The sequence below is a fragment of the Streptomyces justiciae genome (genome assembly GCF_015163075.1).
GTDB lineage: Bacteria > Actinomycetota > Actinomycetes > Streptomycetales > Streptomycetaceae > Streptomyces > Streptomyces justiciae.
In genome coordinates, this window is the sequence record NZ_JADDXU010000002.1 from 890,185 (window position 1) to 912,255 (window position 22,071).

20 protein-coding genes and 1 riboswitch are annotated in these 22,071 nt (G+C 68.3%); of the genes, 5 read left to right on the plus strand and 15 right to left on the minus strand.

Annotated elements, in window-relative coordinates; translation table 11 throughout:
* Nucleotides 1-6: 6 nt before the first annotated feature.
* The 4 genes from kdpB to IQ210_RS47870 are packed head-to-tail and all read right to left on the minus strand — an operon-like array spanning nt 7 to nt 4,035.
* Nucleotides 7-2,157 carry a potassium-transporting ATPase subunit KdpB gene (gene kdpB, locus IQ210_RS08125; RefSeq protein WP_407699686.1) on the minus strand — a complete coding sequence of 717 codons (2,151 nt, stop codon included), beginning with the start codon at nt 2,155-2,157 and terminating at the stop codon, nt 7-9.
* Nucleotides 2,154-3,818 (minus strand): potassium-transporting ATPase subunit KdpA, encoded by a 1,665-nt coding sequence (gene kdpA / locus IQ210_RS08130; protein ID WP_194078153.1) that lies wholly within the window; start codon nt 3,816-3,818, stop codon nt 2,154-2,156. Before kdpA ends, kdpB begins: the two co-directional genes overlap by 4 nt.
* Before the next feature lie 8 nt (nt 3,819-3,826).
* Nucleotides 3,827-3,916 (minus strand): K(+)-transporting ATPase subunit F, encoded by a 90-nt coding sequence (kdpF, locus tag IQ210_RS08135; RefSeq protein ID WP_016434100.1) that lies wholly within the window; start codon nt 3,914-3,916, stop codon nt 3,827-3,829.
* Entirely contained in the window at nt 3,913-4,035 is a 123-nt protein-coding gene (locus IQ210_RS47870; RefSeq protein WP_256781355.1) for a hypothetical protein, read from the minus strand. The genes kdpF and IQ210_RS47870 overlap by 4 nt, the downstream gene beginning before the upstream one ends.
* A gap of 230 nt (nt 4,036-4,265) precedes the next feature.
* Between IQ210_RS47870 and IQ210_RS08140 the strand changes: the two genes are divergently transcribed.
* The 4 genes from IQ210_RS08140 (at nt 4,266) to IQ210_RS08155 (ending at nt 8,067) form a co-directional block, all read left to right on the plus strand.
* On the plus strand, nt 4,266-4,778 hold the full coding sequence (locus tag IQ210_RS08140) for a hypothetical protein (RefSeq protein ID WP_194078154.1): 513 nt from the start codon (nt 4,266-4,268) through the stop codon (nt 4,776-4,778).
* A 262-nt stretch (nt 4,779-5,040) separates the two neighbouring features.
* Nucleotides 5,041-7,008 carry an APC family permease gene (locus IQ210_RS08145; RefSeq protein WP_194078155.1) on the plus strand — a complete coding sequence of 656 codons (1,968 nt, stop codon included), beginning with the start codon at nt 5,041-5,043 and terminating at the stop codon, nt 7,006-7,008.
* 168 nt (nt 7,009-7,176) lie between these two features.
* Nucleotides 7,177-7,572 (plus strand): TOBE domain-containing protein, encoded by a 396-nt coding sequence (locus IQ210_RS08150; protein ID WP_194078156.1) that lies wholly within the window; start codon nt 7,177-7,179, stop codon nt 7,570-7,572.
* A gap of 75 nt (nt 7,573-7,647) precedes the next feature.
* Complete coding sequence (locus IQ210_RS08155) at nt 7,648-8,067, plus strand: TOBE domain-containing protein (protein ID WP_194078157.1); 420 nt, start codon at nt 7,648-7,650, stop codon at nt 8,065-8,067.
* 72 nt (nt 8,068-8,139) lie between these two features.
* Here IQ210_RS08155 and gcvP read toward each other — a convergent pair whose 3' ends face one another.
* Complete coding sequence (gene gcvP, locus IQ210_RS08160; protein WP_194078158.1) at nt 8,140-11,025, minus strand: aminomethyl-transferring glycine dehydrogenase; 2,886 nt, start codon at nt 11,023-11,025, stop codon at nt 8,140-8,142.
* A gap of 175 nt (nt 11,026-11,200) precedes the next feature.
* Nucleotides 11,201-11,297: riboswitch (glycine riboswitch) on the minus strand.
* A 131-nt stretch (nt 11,298-11,428) separates the two neighbouring features.
* Here gcvP and IQ210_RS08165 point away from each other — a divergent pair.
* Nucleotides 11,429-11,806, plus strand: coding sequence for a PRC-barrel domain-containing protein (locus IQ210_RS08165; RefSeq protein WP_194078159.1), 378 nt, complete (start codon nt 11,429-11,431; stop codon nt 11,804-11,806).
* Nucleotides 11,807-11,903: 97 nt separating this feature from the next.
* Here IQ210_RS08165 and IQ210_RS08170 read toward each other — a convergent pair whose 3' ends face one another.
* The 10 genes from IQ210_RS08170 to IQ210_RS08215 all read right to left on the minus strand — a co-directional run bounded on the left by IQ210_RS08170 (nt 11,904) and on the right by IQ210_RS08215 (nt 21,962).
* Nucleotides 11,904-13,292 carry a DNA polymerase IV gene (locus IQ210_RS08170; RefSeq protein WP_194078160.1) on the minus strand — a complete coding sequence of 463 codons (1,389 nt, stop codon included), beginning with the start codon at nt 13,290-13,292 and terminating at the stop codon, nt 11,904-11,906.
* Nucleotides 13,293-13,350: 58 nt separating this feature from the next.
* Complete coding sequence (locus tag IQ210_RS08175) at nt 13,351-14,040, minus strand: MerR family transcriptional regulator (RefSeq protein ID WP_194078161.1); 690 nt, start codon at nt 14,038-14,040, stop codon at nt 13,351-13,353.
* Between the two features lie 259 nt (nt 14,041-14,299).
* Nucleotides 14,300-14,773, minus strand: a complete 474-nt coding sequence (locus tag IQ210_RS08180; protein ID WP_004002801.1) for a bifunctional nuclease family protein — start codon at nt 14,771-14,773, stop codon at nt 14,300-14,302.
* 77 nt (nt 14,774-14,850) lie between these two features.
* Nucleotides 14,851-15,588, minus strand: coding sequence for a transcriptional regulator FtsR (gene ftsR, locus IQ210_RS08185; protein WP_194078162.1), 738 nt, complete (start codon nt 15,586-15,588; stop codon nt 14,851-14,853).
* An 18-nt stretch (nt 15,589-15,606) separates the two neighbouring features.
* Nucleotides 15,607-16,497: an FHA domain-containing protein gene (locus IQ210_RS08190; protein WP_194078163.1), complete on the minus strand. Its 891-nt coding sequence runs from the start codon at nt 16,495-16,497 to the stop codon at nt 15,607-15,609.
* 61 nt (nt 16,498-16,558) lie between these two features.
* A complete protein-coding gene (locus tag IQ210_RS08195; protein WP_194078164.1) occupies nt 16,559-17,404 on the minus strand; it encodes a DUF881 domain-containing protein in 846 nt (281 codons plus the stop codon).
* Between the two features lie 5 nt (nt 17,405-17,409).
* The gene (locus tag IQ210_RS08200; RefSeq protein ID WP_003988855.1) at nt 17,410-17,742 is read right to left on the minus strand and encodes a small basic family protein; all 333 of its coding nucleotides are present in this window, start codon (nt 17,740-17,742) and stop codon (nt 17,410-17,412) included.
* A complete protein-coding gene (locus tag IQ210_RS08205) occupies nt 17,739-18,575 on the minus strand; it encodes a DUF881 domain-containing protein (RefSeq protein WP_228047099.1) in 837 nt (278 codons plus the stop codon). Before IQ210_RS08205 ends, IQ210_RS08200 begins: the two co-directional genes overlap by 4 nt.
* A gap of 167 nt (nt 18,576-18,742) precedes the next feature.
* Nucleotides 18,743-21,238: a mannose-1-phosphate guanyltransferase gene (locus IQ210_RS08210; RefSeq protein WP_194078166.1), complete on the minus strand. Its 2,496-nt coding sequence runs from the start codon at nt 21,236-21,238 to the stop codon at nt 18,743-18,745.
* A 115-nt stretch (nt 21,239-21,353) separates the two neighbouring features.
* The gene (locus IQ210_RS08215) at nt 21,354-21,962 is read right to left on the minus strand and encodes a CDP-alcohol phosphatidyltransferase family protein (protein ID WP_079310593.1); all 609 of its coding nucleotides are present in this window, start codon (nt 21,960-21,962) and stop codon (nt 21,354-21,356) included.
* Nucleotides 21,963-22,071 lie beyond the last annotated feature (109 nt).

Below are 22,071 nucleotides of genomic sequence, written 5' to 3' on the forward strand. Positions count from 1 at the left end.
GGTCCTTCACCCGATCCCGGGGATCAGCGAGATGAGCAGGTCGATGAGCTTGATGCCGATAAAGGGCGCGATCAGGCCGCCCAGGCCGTAGATCGTGAGGTTCCGCCGCAGCAGCCGGTCCGCGCTCACCGGCCGGTACTGCACGCCCTTCAGGGACAGCGGCACCAGCGCGATGATGATCAGGGCGTTGAAGATGACGGCGGAAAGGATCGCGGAGTCCGGTGAGTTGAGCCCCATGACGTTGAGCTTGTCCAGGCCCGGGTAGACGGCCGCGAACAGCGCCGGGATGATCGCGAAGTACTTCGCGACGTCGTTGGCGATCGAGAACGTGGTCAACGCGCCCCGGGTGATCAGCAGTTGCTTGCCGATCTCGACGATCTCGATGAGCTTGGTCGGGTTGGAGTCGAGGTCGACCATGTTGCCGGCCTCCTTCGCGGCCGACGTACCGGTGTTCATGGCCACGCCGACGTCCGCCTGGGCCAGCGCGGGCGCGTCGTTGGTGCCGTCCCCGGTCATCGCGACCAGCTTGCCGCCGGCCTGCTCCCGCTTGATGAGGGCCATCTTGTCCTCGGGAGTCGCCTCGGCGAGGAAGTCGTCGACGCCCGCCTCGTCGGCGATCGCCTTGGCGGTCAGCGGGTTGTCACCCGTGATCATGACGGTCTTGATGCCCATGCGGCGCAGCTCCTCGAACCGTTCCCGCATGCCGTCCTTGACGACGTCCTTGAGGTGGATGACACCCAACACCCGTGCTCCACGATCGTCTTCGACGGCCACGAGCAGCGGGGTGCCACCGGCCCCGGCGATCCGGTCGGTCAACTCCCGTGCGTCCTCCGCGACTTCACCACCCCGCTCGGCCACCCACGCAATGACCGAACCGGCCGCGCCCTTACGGATCTTGCGCCCGTCGACGTCCACACCGGACATCCGCGTCTGTGCGGTGAAGGCGATCCACTCGGCACCCCTCAGCTCACGCTCCCGGAGCCCGTACTTCTCCTTCGCCAGTACGACGACGGAGCGGCCCTCCGGCGTCTCGTCGGCCAGCGACGACAGTTGGGCGGCGTCGGCCACCTCGGCGTCGGTCGTCCCGCGCACCGGCACGAACTCGGCGGCCTGGCGGTTGCCGAGGGTGATGGTGCCGGTCTTGTCGAGCAGCAGCGTCGAGACGTCACCGGCGGCCTCGACCGCACGGCCGGACATGGCGAGGACGTTGCGCTGCACCAGCCGGTCCATGCCGGCGATGCCGATCGCGGAGAGCAGGGCGCCGATGGTCGTGGGGATCAGGCAGACCAGCAGCGCGACCAGCACGACCATCGTCAGATGCGTGCCCGCGTAGTCCGCGAGCGGCGGCAGGGTGGCCACGGCCAGCAGGAAGACGATCGTCAGCGAGGCCAGCAGGATGTTCAGCGCGATCTCGTTCGGCGTCTTCTGCCGGGCCGCGCCCTCGACCAGGTTGATCATCCGGTCGATGAAGGTCTCACCGGGCTTCGTCGTGATCTTGATGACGATCCGGTCGGAGAGAACCTTCGTACCGCCGGTGACGGCACTGCGGTCGCCGCCGGACTCGCGGATGACCGGGGCGGACTCACCGGTGATGGCCGACTCGTCGACGGAGGCGACGCCCTCGACGACGTCACCGTCGCCGGGGATGATGTCGCCGGCCTCGCAGACGACCAGGTCGCCGATCTTGAGCTCGGTGCCGGCGACCACGGTCCCGTCGGCCTTGCGCGCCACGGTGTCGGTCTTGGCCTTGCGCAGCGTGTCGGCCTGCGCCTTGCCACGGCCCTCGGCGACGGCCTCCGCCAGGTTGGCGAAGATCACCGTCAGCCACAGCCAGGCGCTGATGGTCCAGCCGAACCAGTCGCCGGGGTCCTTGAAGGAGAAGACCGTGGTCAGCACGGACCCCACCAACACCACGAACATCACGGGGGACTTGACCATCACCCGCGGATCGAGCTTGCGGACGGCGTCCGGCAGCGACTTGAGCAGCTGCTTGGGGTCGAAGAGGCCCGCTCCGACACGGCCCTCGGGGGGCTTGTGCCCGGTGGGCGCGTCCTGGTGGGGCGCGAGGGTGGAGGTGGACATGGAGTCCTGCTTCTTTACGTCGGACTGGGTCTCGTCGGACTGGGTCTCGTCGGACTTGGTCACGTCGGTGGTCATGAGGCCAGCCCCTCGGCCAGCGGTCCCAGCGCCAGGGCCGGGAAGTAGGTCAGCCCGGTGATGATGAGGATCGCGCCCACCAACAGGCCGGTGAACAAGGGCTTTTCGGTGCGCAGGGTGCCCGCCGTCTCCGGCACCGGCTTCTGCTCGGCGAGCGAACCGGCGAGCGCCAGCACGAACACCATCGGCAGGAAGCGGCCGAACAGCATGCACAGGCCGAGCGTCGAGTTGAACCACAGCGTGTCCGCGTTCAGCCCGGCGAAGGCCGAGCCGTTGTTGTTGGAGGCGGACGTGTAGGCGTACAGGATCTCGGAGAAGCCGTGCGCCCCGCTGTTGGTCATGGAGTGGCCCGGCGTGGGCAGGGCCATCGCGATCGCGGTGAAGACGAGGACCAGCGCGGGCGTGACGAGGATGTAGCAGGCGGCCAGCTTGATCTCGCGAGCGCCGATCTTCTTGCCGAGGTACTCGGGCGTACGGCCGACCATCAGACCGGCGATGAACACCGCGATGACCGCCATGATCAGCATGCCGTAGAGGCCGGAGCCGGTGCCGCCGGGCGCGATCTCGCCCAGCATCATGCCGAGCATGGTGATACCGCCGCCGAGCCCGGTGAAGGAGGAGTGGAAGGAGTCCACGGCACCGGTCGAGGTGAGCGTCGTAGAGGTCGCGAAGATGGACGAGGCACCTACGCCGAAGCGCACCTCCTTGCCCTCGTAGGCCCCGCCGGCGAGGTCGAACGCCGGGCCGTGGTGGGCGAACTCGGTCCACATCATCAGCGCGACGAAGCCGACCCAGATGGACGCCATGGTCGCGAGGATCGCGTAGCCCTGCTTGACCGAGCCGACCATGATGCCGAACGTGCGGGTCAGGGCGAACGGGATGACGAGGATCAGGAAGATCTCGAAGAGGTTGGTGAAGGGCGTCGGATTCTCGAACGGATGGGCGGAGTTGGCGTTGAAGTAGCCGCCGCCGTTGGTGCCGAGCTCCTTGATGGCCTCCTGCGAGGCGACGGCACCACCGTTCCACTGCTGCGAACCCCCCATGAACTGCCCGACTTCATGAATCCCGGAGAAGTTCTGAAGGGCACCGCAGGCGACGAGCACGAGGGCGGCGACGAAGGCCCCGGGCACCAGGATGCGTACGACACCCCGCACCAAGTCGGCCCAGAAGTTGCCGAGTTCACCGGTCCGCGACCGGGCGAACCCACGCACGAGAGCCACCGCCACCGCGATCCCGACGGCCGCGGAGACGAAGTTCTGCACCGCCAGCCCGGCGGTCTGCACGACATGCCCCATGGCCTGTTCGCCGTAGTACGACTGCCAGTTGGTGTTGGTCACGAAGGACACGGCGGTGTTGAACGCCTGGTCCGGGTCGATGGAGGCGAACCCGAGCGAGCCGGGCAGCACGCCCTGCGCGCGCTGCAACAGATACAGAAAGAGAACCCCGACCGCGGAGAAGGCGAGGACGCCACGCAGATACGCGGTCCAGCGCATCTCCGTGTCGGGGTCGGCACCGATGCCCTTGTAGATCCACTTCTCGACGCGCCAGTGCTTGTCGGACGAGTAGACCTTGGCCATGTAGCTGCCGAGGGGGATGTAGGCGAGAGCCAGCGCGCCGATCAGGGCGAGCAGTTGGAGGACGCCTGCGAGGACGGGACCCATGTCAGCTCTCAGAACCTCTCCGGGAAGATCAGGGCGAGGACGAGATAGCCCAGCAGGGCGACGGCCACGACGAGGCCGACGATGTTCTCGGCGGTCACAGCTTCGTCACCCCCTTGGCGACGACAGCCACCAGCGCGAAGCACGCGATCGTGACGACGACGAAGGCCAGATCGGCCATCGTGAGCTCCTGGAGTGAGGTGCGTTCGAACAGGGACACCCAGAGCAAACAGCCCCGCTGCCCGAATCCCCGCGCCGTTGACACCTCCCATACGGCCCACGGCACGCCCTTGACGCATCCCTGACGCCCAGGACCCGTCACCCACCTCAGGCCACCCGAAACCGCAGCCGTCAGATCACCGCTGCGGCCGCGTCAAGATGCGCCGGGAAGCCGTCAGAGACCCGTCAAGGCACCCGGCAACGCCTCGCACCCTGCCTAGCGTCAGCCCTATGGGACAGCACACGGAGACCGCCCACGACCGCCGTTGGTCACGCGATCTGATCGACTCGGTCCGCTGCGCGGGCGTACTGCTGTGCCTGCTGCTCCTGGTCGACCGGGCCGCCGACACGCTCAGTCCCTGGCGGTGTGTGCTGTGGTGCACGCTGGCCGGGCTGCTCTTCCTGGTGCTGTACCCGTCCCGGGTCTCGGTCGGCGAGGGCTGGCTGGCCTCCCGCCGCCTGCTGCGCACCCGCCGTGTCCGCACCGACCTGCTGCTGTCGGTCCGCTGCCGAGACGGCGTCTCCCCACGCCTGGTGTTCCGGGACATCTACGGCGACCGCGTCGAGATCGGCCCCCAGGTCCTCCTCGACAACCCCGACATCTGGCACCGCCTGACCGAGGACACCCACAAGTCCCTCGCCAACGGCACACTGACGTGCGGTGCGACCGCCCTGCGTCAGATGACGGAACGCATCGACCAGGAGACCGCGGCAACGGTCTTCAAGGTCTCGGGTCTGAGCTGAGGCCGGTGATGACGCTGGGTGTCCACCCTCCCGCCCCATCGCGCCGTCCCCCGTTCAGCGCAACACACCGCCACCCACCCCACACGCTCCACCCTTGACGCGCGACAAGCTCCCACACCCCCAGTCTTAACGGACTTTTGACGCCTCCGACCCCCTGATCCGTGGGCCCATGCGTCACTCTCCGCTTACGCTGAACCCGCCGTCCGTGTGATGGCCGGAACCGTACGGAACCGCACTCCGAGCCGCACATCAGGAGCCCCCGATGGCCACCACCGAACACCCACCGCCCAGTCGCCTGCGCGCCTGGATGCTGGAGGGCCTGTCCGACATGGCCAAGAGCCAGGACCAGGGCCAGGGCGAACAGGCTCCGCGGACCGAGTCCAAGCTGGAGCACCCGGGCCAGCCCTGGTACCGGGTCATGTGCCTCACCGGCGTCGACTACTTCTCGACCCTCGGCTACCAGCCCGGCATCGCGGCCCTCGCGGCCGGCCTCCTCTCCCCCGTCGCGACGATCGTGCTGGTGATAGTCACCCTCGCGGGCGCCCTGCCCGTGTACCGCCGCGTCGCCGAGGAGAGCCCCCACGGCCAGGGCTCGATCGCGATGCTGGAGCGCCTGCTCACCTTCTGGAAGGGCAAGCTCTTCGTCCTGACCCTGCTCGGCTTCGCCGCGACCGACTTCCTGATCACGATCACCCTGTCCGCCGCGGACGCCTCCACCCACCTCGTCGAGAACCCGCACCTCAACAGCGCCCTGCACGACAAGCAGATGCTGATCACCCTCATCCTGGTGGCGTTGCTCGGCGCGGTGTTCCTCAAGGGCTTCCTGGAGGCCATCGGCGTCGCGGTCGCGCTGGTCGGCATCTACCTGGCGCTGAACGTCGTCGTCGTGATCGTCGGCCTGTGGCACGTCGTCACCGCCGGCCATGTGGTCACCGACTGGTCCAGCGCCCTGACCGCCGAGCACGGCAACGTCTTCGTGATGATCGGCGTGGCCCTGGTCGTCTTCCCGAAGCTCGCCCTCGGCCTCTCCGGCTTCGAGACCGGCGTCGCGGTCATGCCGCACGTCAAGGGCGACCCGGGCGAGACGGAGGAGAACCCGGCGGGCCGCATCCGGGACACGAAGAAGCTCCTGACCACGGCCGCGCTCATCATGAGCTGCTTCCTGATCGCGACCAGCTTCATCACCACCCTCCTGATCCCGGAGAAGGAGTTCGAGTCGGGCGGCCAGGCCAACGGCCGCGCCCTCGCCTTCCTCTCGCACGAGTACCTGGGCGGCGCCTTCGGCACGGTCTACGACGTCTCGACCATCGCCATCCTGTGGTTCGCCGGCGCCTCCGCGATGGCGGGCCTGCTCAACCTGATGCCCCGCTACCTCCCCCGCTACGGCATGGCCCCGCACTGGGCCCGCGCCGTACGCCCCATGGTGATCGTCTTCACCCTGATCGCCTTCCTGGTCACCTGGATCTTCGACGCCGACGTGGACGCCCAGGGCGGCGCGTACGCCACCGGCGTCCTCGTCCTGATCAGCTCGGCGGCGATCGCGGTGACGATCGCGGCGCGCAAGGCGGGCCAGCGCAACTGGACGATCGGTTTCGCGGTCATCTCCGCGGTGTTCCTCTACACGACGGTCGTCAACGTCATCGAGCGCCCGGACGGCGTCAAGATCGGCGCCTGCTTCATCGCCGGCATCATCCTGGTCTCGCTCCTCTCCCGGCTGGCCCGCGCCTTCGAACTCCGCGTCACCAGCGTGAGCCTCGACCCCATGGCGGAACGATTCATCAGGGACATGGCCAGCCGCAAGATCCGTTTCATCGCCAACGAGCCCGACAACCGGGACAAGGCCGAGTACCGCGACAAGATCGAGCAGATCCGCGCCGACAACGACATCCCCGGCCAGGAGGACTTCGTCTTCGTCGAGGTGACGGTCACCGACCCCTCGGAGTTCGAGGCCGGGCTGACGGTCCGCGGCGAGGTCCTGCACGACCGCTACCGCGTGCTGACCCTGGAGTCGTCCTCCATCCCCAACGCCCTGGCCGCCCTGCTCCTCCACGTCCGCGACGCGACGAAGTGCACCCCGCACATCTACTTCGAGTGGACCGAGGGCAACCCCTTCGCCAACTTCCTCCGCTTCTTCCTCTTCGGCCAGGGCGAGGTGGCCCCGGTAACCCGAGAGGTCCTACGAGAAGCAGAACCAGACAGGGCCCGCCGCCCGAGGGTCCACACAGGCTGAGCCGCGGCCGCGGCCGCCGACGGCGCCATGCCCCCACAAGGGCCACCCGCACCCGAAATCGAAACCCGCACGGGCGGTGCGGGTGGGAACCCCAAACCCGGCCGAAGGCCGGGTGCCCCACCAACCACCCGCACCCGCTGCACAAACCCCCACCACTATCGTGACCGCATGCAGTCCTACACGATCGGCCAGGCCGCCCGCCTGCTCGGCGTAAGCCCCGACACCGCCCGCCGCTGGGCAGACGCCGGCCGCGTCACGACCCACCGCGACGACAGCGGCCGCCGCCTCATCGACGGCCGCGACCTAGCCGCGTTCTCCGTAGAACTCGCCAAGGGCACCACAGCCGACGACGAACCGTCGTACACCTCGGTCCGCAACGCCTTCCCCGGCATCGTCACAGCCATCAAACTCGGCGACGTCGCCGCCCAGGTGGAGATCCAGGCCGGCCCCCACCGCCTCGTCTCCCTCCTCACCCGCGAGGCCGTCGAAGAACTCGGCCTGGAGGTGGGCATGGAGGCCACGGCCCGCGTGAAGTCGACAAACGTCCACATCGACCGGACGTAGAACCAACCGAACGCAAAAAGCCACGAACAAGCACATACCCGGCCCAACCCGCCCAGAGCCCTACGGTTGATGCCCATGACCCTGAGCATCCGCAACCAACTCCCCGGCACCGTCACCGCCATCACCTCCGGCGAGGTCATGGCCACCGTGGGAATCCGCCTCACCGGCGGCCAGGACCTCACCGCGGCGATCACCAAGGAAGCGGTGACCGACCTCGGCCTGGCCCCGGGCTCCCCCGTCCGCGCCCTGGTCAAGTCGACGGAGGTGGCCCTCGCCACCGGCCCGGTGGAGGGCCTCTCCATCCGCAACCAGCTCCCCGGCACGGTCACCACCGTCGCCACCGGCGCCGCGATGGCCTCCGTGAAGGTCGCGTTCGAGGGCACCGAACTCACCGCGGCCATCACCAAGGACGCCGCCAGGGCCCTCTCCCTCGCGGCCGGCACCCCGGTCGTCGCCCTGATCAAGTCGACCGAGGTCTCCCTGGCAACGCCGTGACGGCGCCGACGTAGCCCCGGAAAACGAGAGGACCCCGCCGAAGCGGGGCCCTCTCACACACCACGGACCGGCTCAGTCCTCGTACGCGTCCAGCGGCGGGCACGAGCACACCAGGTTCCGGTCCCCGTACGCCTGGTCGATCCGCCGCACCGGCGGCCAGTACTTGTCGGCGACCACGACCCCGCTCGGGAACACGGCCTCCTCACGGCTGTACGCGTGCTCCCACTCACCACCGAGCGCCGCGGCGGTGTGCGGAGCGTTCCGCAGCGGGTTGTCCTCCGCGGGCCACTCCCCGGACCCGACCTTCTCGATCTCCGCGCGAATGGCGATCATCGCGTCGCAGAACCGATCCAGCTCGACGATGTCCTCGGACTCGGTCGGCTCGATCATCAGCGTCCCGGCCACCGGGAACGACATGGTCGGCGCGTGGAACCCGTAGTCGATGAGCCGCTTGGCGACATCGTCCACGCTCACACCCGTCGCCTTGGTCAGCGGCCGCAGATCGATGATGCACTCGTGCGCGACCAGCCCACCGGGCCCGGTATAGAGCACGGGGTAGTGCGGCTCGAGCCGCTTGGCGATGTAGTTGGCGCTCAGCACGGCCACCTGCGTGGCCCGCTTCAGCCCTTCCCCGCCCATGAGCCGCACGTAGGCCCAGGAGATCGGCAGAATCCCCGCCGAGCCCCACGGCGCGGCGGAGATCGGCCCGACACCCGTCTCGGGCCCGGCCGCGGGCTGCAACGGGTGGTTCGGCAGATACGGCGCCAGATGCGCGCGCACACCGACCGGCCCGACGCCCGGCCCGCCACCACCGTGCGGGATGCAGAAGGTCTTGTGCAGGTTCAGGTGCGAGACGTCACCACCGAAGTGCCCCGGCTTGGCAAGCCCGACCAGCGCGTTGAGGTTGGCGCCGTCGACGTACACCTGCCCACCGGCCTCGTGCACCTGAGCGCAGATGTCGGCGACATGCTCCTCGAACACCCCGTGCGTCGAGGGGTACGTGATCATCAGCACCGCGAGCTCGTCCCGGTACTGCTCGATCTTCGCCCGCAGATCCTCGACGTCGATCTCACCGTCCTCGGCGGTCTTGACGACGACGACCTTCATGCCCGCCATGACAGCGCTGGCGGCGTTGGTCCCGTGCGCGGAGGACGGAATCAGACAGACGGTCCGCTGCTCATCGCCATTGGCCCGGTGGTACCCGCGTACGGCGAGCAGACCGGCCAACTCACCCTGCGACCCGGCGTTGGGCTGGAGCGACACCTTGTCGTACCCGGTGACCTCGGCGAGCCGCTCCTCCAGCTCCTGGATGAGCGTCAGATAGCCCCGCGCCTGTTCGGCGGGCGCGAAGGGGTGCAGCTGCCCGAACTCGGGCCAGGTGACCGGCTCCATCTCGGTGGTGGCGTTGAGCTTCATGGTGCAGGAGCCCAGCGGGATCATGCCGCGGTCGAGCGCGTAGTCCCGGTCGGCGAGCCGGCGCAGATAGCGCAGCATCGCGGTCTCGGACCGGTACTGGTGGAAGACGGGGTGGGTCAGGAACTCGTCGTCGCGCACCAGCGCCCCCGGCAGCGCGTCCTCGGCCGCGGCGTCCAGCGCCTCGACGTCCCCCTCGACCCCGAACGCGGCCCATACGGCGGCCAGTTGGGCCCGGTTGGTGGTCTCGTCGCAGGCGATGGAGAGATGGTCGGCGTCGACGAGACGCAGGTTGACCCCGTTCGCCTCGGCGGCGGCGACGACCTCACCGGCCTTGCCGGGCACCCGCACGGTCAGGGTGTCGAAGTAGGCCCCGTGCACGACCTCGACCCCACCGGCGACAAGCCCCGCGGCAAGGACACGGGCGTACCGATGGGTCCGCCGGGCGATGCCCTTCAGCCCCTCCGGGCCGTGGTAGACGGCGTACATCCCCGCCATGACAGCGAGCAGCACCTGAGCGGTACAGATGTTGCTGGTGGCCTTCTCCCGCCGGATGTGCTGCTCACGCGTCTGCAGGGCGAGCCGGTAGGCCTTGTTGCCGTCCGCGTCCACGGACACGCCCACGAGCCGCCCGGGCAGGCTGCGCGCGAACTTCTCGTGCACCGCCATGTAACCGGCGTGCGGCCCGCCGAACCCCATCGGCACACCGAACCGCTGCGTGGTCCCGACGGCGATGTCGGCCCCGAGCTCCCCGGGCGACTTCAGCAGCGTCAGCGCGAGCAGGTCCGCGGCGACGGTCACGAGGGCACCGAGCTCGTGCGCCTGGTCGACAACCGCCTTGATGTCGCGTACGGCACCGGAGGCGCCCGGGTACTGGATGAGCACGCCGTTGATCTCACGCGCGGCGATGTCGGCGGGAATCCCGTCGCTGAGGTCGGCGACGACGACCTCGACGCCGGTCGGCTCGGCCCGGGTCTGGATCACGGCGATGGTCTGCGGCAGCGCGTCCGCGTCGACGAGGAACAGACCCTTCTTGTTCTTGCCCATGCGCCGGGACAGCGCCAGCGCCTCGGCGGCGGCCGTGCCCTCGTCGAGCAGCGAGGCACCGGAGGTCGGCAGCCCGGTGAGCTCGGCGACCATGGTCTGGAAGTTGAGGAGGGCCTCGAGCCGCCCCTGGGAGATCTCGGGCTGGTAGGGCGTGTACGCCGTGTACCAGGCGGGGTTCTCCATGACGTTGCGCAGGATGACGGGCGGGGTGAAGGTCCCGTAGTACCCGAGCCCGATCATGGACCCGAGAACCTGGTTCTGATCGGCGAGCGACCGGAGCTCAGCGAGCACCTCGGCCTCGGTCCGCGCCCCCGGCAGATCGAGGGCGTCAGCGTTCTTGATCACATCCGGCACCGCGGCGGCGGTGAGCTCGTCCAGCGAGCCGTACCCGACCTGCGCGAGCATCTTGGCCCGGGCCTCGTGGTCGGGGCCGATGTGACGCTGCTCGAAGGGAATCCCCTGCTCGAGTTCGGTGAGCGGAGTGCGGTGGGCGGTCATTACGGAGGCCTCCTGGTCTATGCGACCTTCGAGGGACACCACGGCTGCGGGGTCCCGGCGGCCTCCCCCTCTGTCATCTCAACCTGAGAGCTTCACCGGGCAACCCGAGGGTGCCCGGCTTTCACCGTCGGTGAGAGCGGAAGCCGTCGACACCCGCTCTGCTTTCCAGAGTGACCTCGTCCGTGCGGTACGTGGGCCTGAGAGATTCCGGGGAGGATTTGCTCCTTCGGCGCCCCCGGACGATCTCCGGAGGACTCTCCCGCACAGGGTCAACAGCCGCTTGCCAGCCTACCAGCGCACAAAAAGCGGATCCCTTGAGGAGCCCTCGAGTGGCCACTCGTCCCAATGTGCTCTTTTGTAGTGCTTACGGATGAGTTGCGAGTGGCGACCTAGTGGAGGGCCCGTGCAGACCGACATCGATCCGCGCAACCTGATCGGCCGCAAGGCGTTCGACCGCAACGGCACCAAGATCGGCACGATCGACGAGGTCTACCTCGACGACGCGACCGGAGTGCCGGAGTGGGCCGCCATACGCACCGGCCTGTTCTCCCGGGACGCCTTCGTCCCCCTGGAGCCCAGCGAACTGATCGAGGGCGCCCTGCAGGTCCCCTTCGACCGCTCCTTGATCAAGGACGCCCCCGACTTCGGCGTGGGCCGCCACCTCTCCCCCGACCAGGAACTCCAGCTCTACCACCACTACGGCCTGGACGTGGCCCCACCACCCCCACTCCCGGACAGAGACTTCGGCAAGCTGGCAGGCACGGAAGAGGCAGACGCCTGACACAGCCGACGAGAAGCCACGAGAGCCGACCACCCTCCCGCAGCCGCCGACGGAGCCCCCGCCCCACAGGGGCCACCCGCACGCGACAACGAAACTGTCACGGGTGGTGCGGGTGGGAAACCAAATCCGGCCGAAGGCCGGTTGCCCCACCCTCCACCGGCACCAACGGCAAAGGCTCAGCCACAGCCAACGCCGCATCGTCCACCCGAAACGTCCGCACCCTCCCCGGCTCGGAATCCGGCGTCTCGAACCGCACCGTCACCCGCCCCAGCCCACTCCCCTGCACCCACCCATGCCCGAACTCGGCATGCACCACGTCATGCCCCGCAGCAAACCGCCGCTCAACAGCCACCTCCACCCCCTCGGCGGCCACCGCATCCCCCGGTTCCTCCTCGGAAATCTCCCCCACTTCCCCCGCGGCCTGCGCGAACAGATCCTCCTGCGTGTAATCGGCCAGCCCGGAAACCCCCACCCCCAACAACCGCACACCCCCCGTGGTGTCCACGGACTCCAGCAACCGAGCCGCAGCCTCCCTCACCACAGCCGGATCATCGGTCGGCCCCCGCAACGTCTCGGACCGAGTCAGCGTGGAGAAGTCGTACCGCCGCACCTTCAGCACGATGGTCCGCCCCGACAACCCGGCCCCCCGCAACCTCCGCACGCACCGATCCGCCAGCCGCTGCACCTCCATCCCCACCCGCAGCCGATCGTGGATGTCCACGTCGTACGTGTCCTCGACCGACACCGACTTGGTCTCCCGTTCCGCCACCACAGGCCGCTCGTCCCGCGCCAGCGCCATGGCATACAGCCCATGCCCGTGCGCCTTCCCGAGCAGCCGTACGAGCTCGTCCTCCCCCGCCTCGACGATCTCGTCGACCGTGTGGATGCCGGCCCGCCGCAGATGGTCCCCCGTGGCCGGCCCCACGCCCGGCAGAATCCGCACGGACATCGGCCCGAGCAGTTCCCGTTCGCTCCCCGGGTCGATCACCACCAGGCCGTCGGGCTTGGCCTGCTCGGACGCGATCTTCGCGAGCATCTTGGACGCCGCAAGGCCCACCGACCCCGTGAGCCCGGTGACCGCCCGTATGTCGGTGCGCAGCTTCTCCCCCGCGAGCCGCGCCGACGCCTCGTCCCAGGCCGCGCCCCCGGCCTCCAGGTCCACGAACGCCTCGTCGAGGCTCAGCGGCTCCACCAGCGGCGACAGAGCGCGCAGCAGCCCCATCACCTGCTCGCTGATCGCCCGGTAGAACCCGAAGCGCGGCACGAGATACGCGGCATTGGGCGCCAGCCGCCGCGCCTGGGCCATCGGCATTGCGGAATGCACCCCGAAGACGCGGGCCTCGTACGACGCGGTCGCCACCACACCACGCGGCCCCAGCCCACCCACGATGACGGCTTTCCCGCGCAGACTCGGCTTGGACGCCTGCTCCGCGGAGGCGAAGAAGGCATCCATGTCGAGATGCAGGATCGTGGGCGCGGTTCTCACATGTCCGATGCTGCCCTACGCCACTGACAATGCCCTCGGTAATGCCCCGGGCAAAGCCTCAAACGGCCCGATTGCCGCGCCGCCGCGCCAGCTCGTCGGCGGGGTTGTGCCCCACCAGCGTCTCCCCGGTGTCGATCCGCTCCCCGTGCAGCTGCGACAGTGCGCTCTCGACGTCCCGCCACACCACACCCACGGCGATACCGAAGATGCCCTGTCCGCCCTGGAGCAGCGCGTGCACCTCGTCGGGCGAGGTGCACTCGTAGACGGTGGCACCGTCGCTCATCAGCGTCATGCGCTCCAGGTCGCGGAAGCCGCGCTCCCGCAGGTGCTGCACAGCGGTACGGATGTTCTGGAGCGACACACCGGTGTCGAGGAACCGCTTGACGACCTTCAGGACGACGACGTCCCGGAAGCTGTACAGGCGCTGCGTCCCCGACCCGTAGGCGGGCCGCACACTCGGCTCGACGAGCCCGGTGCGCGCCCAGTAGTCGAGTTGCCGATAGGTGATGCCGGCGGCCGCACAGGCCGTCGGACCGCGGTAGCCGATCTCCTCGGACGCCATGGACGTCGCCCCTCCGCCACTGCTCGGCACGGCCGCCGGTCGCTGCGGAGCGTGATCGGCCGCGCTGGTGTGATGGGGGTCCCCCCAACTCGAACGCAGTTGAGAGCTTGGGGGAGGATACGGACCGCTCGCCCCGAGACTGCGTCCGGGGGCACCCCCAGCCGTACCGTCGCCGCTGCTTCTCACGCCGACCTCCGTCCTTGACCTGCCTTCTCGACGGTAGGCAGTCACCCGGGGTGCGTCAACGATCGCCACACTCGGCACGCCGAGTGATAATCACCCTAGGAGTGGTTTCCCGCACCCCACCGCGGGGAAAGGCTAGCCGAATGCGCTCGAGGCGGGCCGTAGGACGCTCTCACACGCCGGTGGCAAATGCCGGCATTTCCGCGGTGACCGGACACAGCCGACCCGTCACGGACGGCGAGTCCGCCGGGCCGGCCCCGTCTCACTGGCTGCTGGTGCCGAAGTCCTCGGGCGAGATCTGGTCGAGGAACTCGCGGAACTTCTCCACCTCGTCCTCCTGCTCGTCCGGGATCGCGATCCCCGCGTCGTCGAGCACACCGTCGCTGCCGTAGATCGGCGTTCCGGTGCGCAGCGCCAGCGCTATGGCGTCGGACGGCCGGGCACTCACCTCCACACCGCTGGCGAAGACCAGCTCCGCGTAGAAGACGCCCTCACGCAGATCCGTGATGCGCACTTCGGTGAGCTCCTGGCCGACGGCCTCCAGCACGTCCTTGAACAGGTCGTGGGTCAGCGGTCGTGCGGGGGCCATGCCCTGCTGGGCGAAAGCGATCGCCGTCGCCTCCCCCGGCCCGATCCAGATGGGGAGGTAGCGGTCGCCTCCCACTTCACGCAGGAGCACGATCGGTTGGTTGGAGGGCATTTCGACCCGGACACCTACGACATCGAGCTCGTTCACACAGCAACCCTAGGCCGTGCCCGGGACGTTTGGGTAGTCGGGCAGGAAACGGGGGCCCGATCCGCCGTCCGCGCCCATCAGGGCAGCCGTACCCCGAGGGCGGTCTGCACCAGCGCCGCGTGCAGCTTCACCGTCAGCCCCGCCAGTTCCTTCGTACGGGCCTCGGCGTGCGCCCGGGTCTGCGGATTGCGGTGGCGCTTCAACGGGGCCACCACCTGGTCCACCAGCCCCGCCTCGCGGTCGGCGGCGGCCTTCATCGCGCGCAGATGCCGCGGCTCGATCCCGAACCGCCCCAGCTCGACGACGAGCGCCGCCACGGTGACCGCCTCGGCGTCGTACGCCCCGTCCGGCAACGGGGCGATGAGTCCGTACGACTCCCACTCCTCGAGCTCCTGCTCGCCGATCTCGGCGGCGGCCATCAGCTCCGACCGGCCGATCCGCGCGGCCGTAGGGGCCTCCCAGGGCTCCTGAAGCGTTTCTCCGTCCCGCTGGCGCCCCACCACGGGCAGCGCCACGGCCTCCCCGCGCTCCATGGCGTCCAGATGCTCCCTGATCACCTTGAGCGGCAGATAGTGGTCTCGCTGCATCCTCAGCACATGCCCGAGACGCTCGACGTCGCCGGCGCTGAACTTGCGGTACCCCGAGGGGGTTCGCTGCGGCTCGATGAGCCCCTCGGACTCCAGGAAGCGGATCTTGGAGATGGTGACTTCGGGGAACTCGTCGCGCAGCACGTTGAGCACCGTGCCGATGCTCATCAGCCCACTGTCCGCGGCGGCGGTACCGTGACCGGCACCGCCGCTCGGTGTTTGAAGCATGGACCTTCCCTGACGGGGTCAGTAGCCCCGCTGGCTCGCGTAGAAGACCAGCCGGTACTTGCCGATCTGTACCTCGTCCCCGTTGTGCAGCGGCACCGTGTCGATCCGCTCGCGGTTCACGTACGTGCCGTTGAGGCTGCCGACGTCGCCCACGGTGAACGAACCGTCCTGCTGGCGACGGAACTCCACATGCCGACGCGACACCGTCACGTCGTCCAGGAAGATGTCGCTCTGCGGATGACGCCCCGCCGTGGTCAGATCGCCGTCCAGCAGGAAGCGGCTGCCCGAGTTCGGTCCACGGCGCACGACCAGGAGCGCGGAACCCAGCGGCAGCGCGTCCACGGCCGCCTGCGCCTCCGGGGAGAGCATCGGCACCTGCGTCTGACCGGTCGCCTCGGCGTCGTAGGCCTCGAGACCGGAGATGGAGATGGTGGAGGTCGTCTCGGACGGACGCTCGGGCGCACCGCGCAGCGGCGCACCGCAGTTGGAGCAGAAGCGGCTGTTCTCCGCGTTGCGGTTACCGCACCTCGTACACACCAGGGCCGACATGGAAAACTCTCCACCCGTACTCGAGGTTGACGGTTGCCCGAAACCTATGCCGCCGGACTGCGCAGGGTCAACAGACGGCGCGCCCTGACCTCCCGGAACGCCGCCCACCTGGTCCCGGAACAGGGGGCGCTGGCCCTCCGCGTCTGGCTGTGCGCGATGACGAGCGGTGGCGTTCGCATTGTCGCTACCCTCTCGCGCGCTCTTGCCGAACAACTTCGCAAACAACTTCACGGGCGATTCCCCTTGACCGAAACAGACCCGCCCGTGGGGCAGGACGAACCCTGATTGCATACACCGGCCGACCCGGACATCCTGACAACGTCCGTATCCACCAGACAGTTTCCACCACGCACCACCCAATCGGTGCGCCGACCCCCCGCAACCTCATGCCCTGGCCGGACGTCCCTCATGCACCCGCGGTTCACCGGGAGGACGACCGAGCGTAGTCAGGCTGCTTCGCGGCTCGCAAGGCGTCCACGACGATCTTGGTCGACCGCTCGACGGTGACGGTGGCCTGCTCCTTCTCCAGAGTCTGCACCACGCCTCCAGGAATGTTGAGCGCCGGTTCGAGGTCCTGCGGCTTGCCGATGACCTTGAAACGATAGGGGGCGTTGATCTTGTTCCCGTCGACGCTCACGCTGTTGCCGGAGTCGGTCAGATAGGTACCGGCGACCACCCGCACACCGTTCACCTGGATCGCCTCGGCACCGGCCGCGCGCAGCTCCTGGATCGCGTCGAGCAGCATGTCCGCCTCGACCGTCCCCTTCGTGTCGTCGATCGTCATCGTGATACCCGGCCCCTGCGCGGCCACCGTGCCCGCGAGGATGCCGAGTTGCCGCTCCTTCTCCAGCGTCTGCTTGCGGGCCTCCTCCGCCTGGTCCGAGCTGTTCTCCAACTCGTCCCGCTGCTTCTCGAGGCCCGCCTTCTCGTCCTCAAGACGCTGAGTACGGTCATCCAGTTCATCGAGAATGCGAACAAGATCTTCCTGACGGGCACCGCGCAGCGCGCTGTCGCCGTCACTGTTCGACGCCACCTGCACGGCCAGCCCGAATCCGAGGCCGAACAGCAGCACGGCGACGATCAGTTGGGCACGCGTGACACGCGGCGGCCACAGTCCCTGGACCAGCCGCTGACGCCCGGTCAACCCGGACTTCTCGTCCTTCTCGTCGTTCTCGCCCGTCGGGACCGCCTCCGGAGCCGTCGCGGGCGTCTCCTCGGGCAGCTCCTTGCGCAGCCTGTTCTCCGGCGTACCGTCCTGGTCGCTCATCGGCCTCACGCCCGGAAGACGTGCCGGCGGATCGCGGCGGCGTTCGAGAAGATGCGGATGCCGAGGACGACGACCACACCGGTGGACAGCTGCGCGCCCACGCCCAACTTGTCGCCCAGGAACACGATCAGCGCGGCGACGACCACATTGGACAGGAACGACACCACGAAGACCTTGTCGTCGAAGATGCCGTCGAGCATGGCCCGCAGACCACCGAAGACGGCGTCGAGCGCCGCCACGACGGCGATCGGCAGATAAGGCTCGACGACCGCCGGAACCTCAGGCCGGACCAACAGGCCGGCCACGACTCCCACGACGAGGCCCAGTACGGCGATCACGATGTGCCCTTCTCAGTTCTCGGCTGTGCTGTACGTACGATCACACTCGTTGCTGCGGGCAGCCGGAGATCCCCCTCCACGGAGATGCTCGTCCGGATGCCGTAGTTCTCCTGCAGGGCGTTCAGATACAGCCCGTCGGCACTGTTCTGGAACCTGGTGCTCAGTCGCTGCCCGTCCCCCACCGCGAGCACCGTGTACGGCGGCACCAGCGGCCTGTTGTCGACCAGTATCGCGTCACCCGCGGCTCTGATCGCGGACAGCGCCGTCAGCCGCTGCCCGTTGATCGAGACGGCCTCCGCGCCCGACTCCCACAGCCCGTTGACCACACGCTGCATGTCCCGGTCCCGTACCCGGCCGGTGTCGGAGAACCCGGAGGTCTCGCGCGGGTCGCCGTCACCACCGGTGGTGGCCTCCTTGGCGTCGTCCACGACCAGCTTCACACCGGGACCGTGCACGGCCGTGGCGCCCGACAGGATGCCGACCAGGTCCGCCTGCCCACTGCCCCCGCTGTCCCTGAGCGCCGCGCGCTGCATCGCGCTCACGTCGTCGCGCAGGTCGTCGACCGTGCCCTCCAGCTTGTCGGCCGCGTCCGTCTCACGGTCGATACGGTTGATCAGCTCCTCGCGCTCCTTGGCGACGGCGGGAGCCGCGACGCGCGCCTGCGCCGCCCCTACGGTCACGACAAGCGCCGCCAGCACCAGGCCGGCGGCAAGCCCGAGCTTCGCCCGCAGCGTCTTGGGCAGGCCCCCCTCGCCCGCGGCCTTCTTCCGAGCGGCCGCCTCGGCATAGCCGTCGTCGAGGCTGTGGTCCATGACGTTGGTGAGCAGCGACATGGACGCGTCCGGACGCGAGGGGCGCGTAGGTCTGCTCCGAACGGGGGGCTGCTGCGGCATGCCGCACATCGTCGCACGTCGCGACCAGTACCTCCGAATGGCCCCACCGGCGTGCCGGACAGGCCCCCTTGGGGACACTTGTCCGGCACGCACGCGTACTGCGGATATCAGCGACCGGCGCTGTCCACAACCGCCGCCCACTCGTCGAGCAGCGCCTGGGCAGAGGCGTCATCGGGCCCTTCCGCCCACAGATGGGTGACCGCCTCGGCGGGGTCGGGCAGCACCATGACCCACCGCCCGTCGGTCTCCACGACCCGCACGCCGTCGGTCGTGTCGACAAAGCGATCTCCCGCGGCCTCCACGACCCGCCGCATCACAAGTCCCTTGACCGCCCAGGGAGTAGCCAGGTCCCGCTTGAGCACATACGCCCGCGGAATCCGCGCGTCGATCTGGCTGAGCGTGAGCTGCGTCCGCGCGACCAGCCCGATGAGCCGTACGAAGGCCGCCGTACCGTCGAAGACACTGCTGAACTCGGGCACGATGAACGCGCCCTTGCCGTCACCACCGAAGATGGTCGAGTCATCACGCCCGACCCTCGTCAGGTCGTCGGGCGACGTGGTCGTCCACTCCACCTGCGTCCCGTGGTACGCCGCCACCTGCTCGGCGATCCGCGTGGTGGTCACCGGCAGCGCCACCCGCCCGCTGCGCCGCTCCGCGGCCACCAGGTCGAGCATGACGAGCAGCGCCCGGTCGTCCTCGACGATCCGCCCCTTCTCGTCGACCAGCGACAACCGCTCGCCGACCGGGTCGAACCGCACCCCGAACGCGGCCCGCGACGACGCCACGATCTCCCCGAGCCGCACCAGCCCCGAGCGCCGCACATCAGCGGTCTCCGTGGGCCGCGACTCGTCGAGCCCCGGGTTGATGGTCAAGGAGTCCACCCCGAGCTTCCCGAGCAGACTGGGCAGCACAAGCCCCGCACTACCGTTCGAGGCATCGACGACGACCTTCAGCCCCGACTCGGCGATCCCCGTCGTATCGACGTTCCGCAGCAACGACCCGGTGTACGAGTCGAACACGCTCGCGGGGAAGTGCAGATCCCCGATCTCACCGGGGAACGCACGCCGGTACTCCTGCCGCGCGAACACACGGTCCAGCTTCCGCTGACTGCCCTGCGACAGATCGGCTCCGCGCCCGTCGAAGAACATGATGTCGACGGAGTCCGGCACCCCGGGCGTCGTCCGAATCATGATCCCGCCCGCACTACCCCGCGCGGTCTGCTGCCGGGCGACGGGCAACGGTACGTTCTCCAGATCGCGTACGTCGATGGCGCTGGCCTGCAACGCGGAGATGACCGCCCGCTTCAGCGCACGCGCACCACGCGAGTGGTCGCGGGCCGTGGTGACGGTCGACCCCTTCTTCAGAGTAGTCGCGTAAGCGCCGGCGAGACGCACGGCGAGCTCGGGAGTGATCTCCACGTTCAGAATTCCGGACACCCCACGGGCGCCGAAGAGATGCGCCTGCCCCCGGGATTCCCAGATCACCGAGGTGTTGACGAAGGCACCGGCCTCGATGGTCTTGAACGGGTAGACCCGCACATTGCCCTGAACGATCGATTCTTCACCGATGAGGCACTCGTCGCCGATGACCGCGCCGTCCTCGATCCGGGCCGCACGCATGATGTCGGTGTTCTTCCCGACGACACAGCCACGCAGATTGCTGTGCTGCCCGACATAGACGTTGTCGTGCACCACGGCCTTGTGCAGGAACGCCCCGCTCTTCACGACGACGTTGGATCCCACGACGGTGTGCTCACGGATCTCGACGCCGGCCTCGACCTTGGCGTAGTCCCCGATGTAGAGAGGGCCCCGGAGTACGGCGTCCGGATGCACTTCCGCACCCTCGGCGACCCACACCCCGGGCGAGAGCTCGAAGCCGTCGATCTCGACGTCGACCTTGCCCTCCAGGACGTCGGCCTGGGCCTTCACATAGCTCTCGTGGGTACCGACGTCCTCCCAGTAGCCCTCGGCCACAAAGCCGTAGATCGGCTTGCCTTCCTTCATCAGCTGCGGGAAGACATCACCGGACCAGTCGACGGGCACATCGGCCTCGACGTAGTCGAAGACCTCGGGCTCCATGACGTAAATACCGGTGTTCACCGTGTCCGAGAAGACCTGCCCCCAGGTCGGCTTCTCGAGGAACCGCTCGACCTTTCCTTCTTCGTCGACGATGGTGATACCGAATTCCAGCGGATTGGGGACGCGCGTCAGGCAGACGGTGACCAGCGCGCCCTTCTCCTTGTGGAAATTGATCAGCTCGGTGAGGTCGAAGTCGGTCAGCGCATCGCCGGAGATGACGAGGAAAGCATCGTCCTTCAACGCCTCTTCGGCGTTCTTGACGCTTCCGGCGGTACCGAGTGGCTTCTCCTCATTGGCATAGGAGAGCTCCATTCCGAGCTCTTCGCCGTCACCGAAGTAGTTCTTGACCAATGAGGCCAGGAACTGGACAGTAACGACGGTCTCGTTGAGCCCATGCCTTTTGAGCAGCCTCAGAACGTGCTCCATGATCGGGCGGTTGGCCACGGGTAGGAGCGGCTTGGGCATGCTTGAGGTCATGGGGCGAAGGCGCGTGCCTTCGCCTCCGGCCATCACGACGGCCTTCATGTCGGAAGCGTCCTCCTCCAAGAGACGACGGTCTAGCCGACTTCACCCGTCCAGATTGTCCCGCACTTTTCCACCGCGGGCCATCGCACTACTACAACTGCACCAATCGGCGAGTTCAATCGGCCATGGCGTCCGCACGGACCAGGCGGCGGACTTGTACCACGTAGAGGACTCCTGCCCACCAGTACAGCGTTGTACCCCAACCTGCGAACGCCCATCCGAAAATAGCAGCGAGTGACGGGAGCCAGCCAGTTCCGTCACTGAGCAGTAGCAAGGGGAAGGCATACATCAAGTTGAACGTGGCGGCCTTGCCGAGGAAGTTCACCTGAGGCGGCGGATAGCCGTGGCGCCTGAGGATGCCCACCATCACCAGCAGAACCAGCTCCCGCGCCAGCAGTACAGCGGTCAACCAGATCGGCAGAATCTCGCGCCACGTCAGTCCGACCAAAGTCGAGAGAATGTAGAGCCGGTCTGCGGCGGGATCCAGAAGCCGGCCAAGGCTGCTGATCTGGTTCCAGCGCCGGGCGAGCTTGCCGTCCAGGTAGTCACTGACGCCGCTGAAGGCCAGTACCAGAAGCGCCCAACCATCACTCTGGGGGCCTCCGAACTCGGGCCTGAGGATCAACCACAGGAAGAGGGGCACACCAACGAGCCGCGCCATGCTGAGGATGTTGGGGATGGTGAGGACTCGATCCGTCTGGACGCGAGTCTCCTGGACCTCCACCCGGGGGCCTCCTGTGGGAAACGTGCCAACGATGCCCCCTGACCTTACCTCAACACAAAAAAGCTCCGGCTCTCGGGCGGTATGCCCAAGAGCCGGAGCTGTAAAAGAA